The organism is Streptomyces sp. CAI-85, assembly GCF_013363615.1.
Lineage (GTDB): Bacteria > Actinomycetota > Actinomycetes > Streptomycetales > Streptomycetaceae > Streptomyces > Streptomyces antibioticus_B.
The window spans coordinates 1-571 of the sequence record NZ_JAANNX010000264.1 but is presented as its reverse complement, the minus strand read 5'-3'; the positions used below and the strand labels follow the sequence as shown (position 1 = coordinate 571).

The window sequence follows — 571 nt, the reverse complement described above, 5'->3', positions numbered from 1 at the left end:
GCGTGCTCCTCGGGGGCCAGCTCGTAGAGGTCCTTGTCGATCGGCTCGGCCGGCTCGATCTTGTTCTTGATGCCGTCGAGGCCCGCCAGCAGCAGCGCGGAGAAGGCCAGGTACGGGTTGCCGGAGGAGTCGGGCGCGCGGAACTCGACGCGCTTGGCCTTCGGGTTCGAGCCCGTGATCGGGATACGCATCGCCGCGGAGCGGTTGCGCTGCGAGTACACCAGGTTCACCGGCGCCTCGAAGCCCGGCACCAGACGGTGGTACGAGTTCACGGTCGGGTTGGTGAAGGCCAGCAGCGACGGGGCGTGCTTGAGGATGCCGCCGATGTAGTAGCGGGCCAGGTCCGACAGACCGGCGTAACCGGCCTCGTCGTAGAACAGCGGGGAACCGCCGCTCCACAGCGACTGGTGGACGTGCATGCCCGAGCCGTTGTCACCGAAGATCGGCTTCGGCATGAAGGTCGCGGTCTTGCCGTTGCGCCAGGCCACGTTCTTCACGATGTACTTGAAGAGCTGGAGGTCGTCGGCCGCGGCGAGCAGCGTGTTGAACTTGTAGTTGATCTCGGCCTGGC

General features: G+C 66.4%; 1 protein-coding gene. It reads right to left on the bottom strand.

The window, feature by feature from the left end; all coding sequences use genetic code 11:
• Positions 1-571: glutamine synthetase family protein (locus tag G6W55_RS38170; protein ID WP_375372513.1), on the bottom strand; the 571-nt coding region annotated here is incomplete at both ends.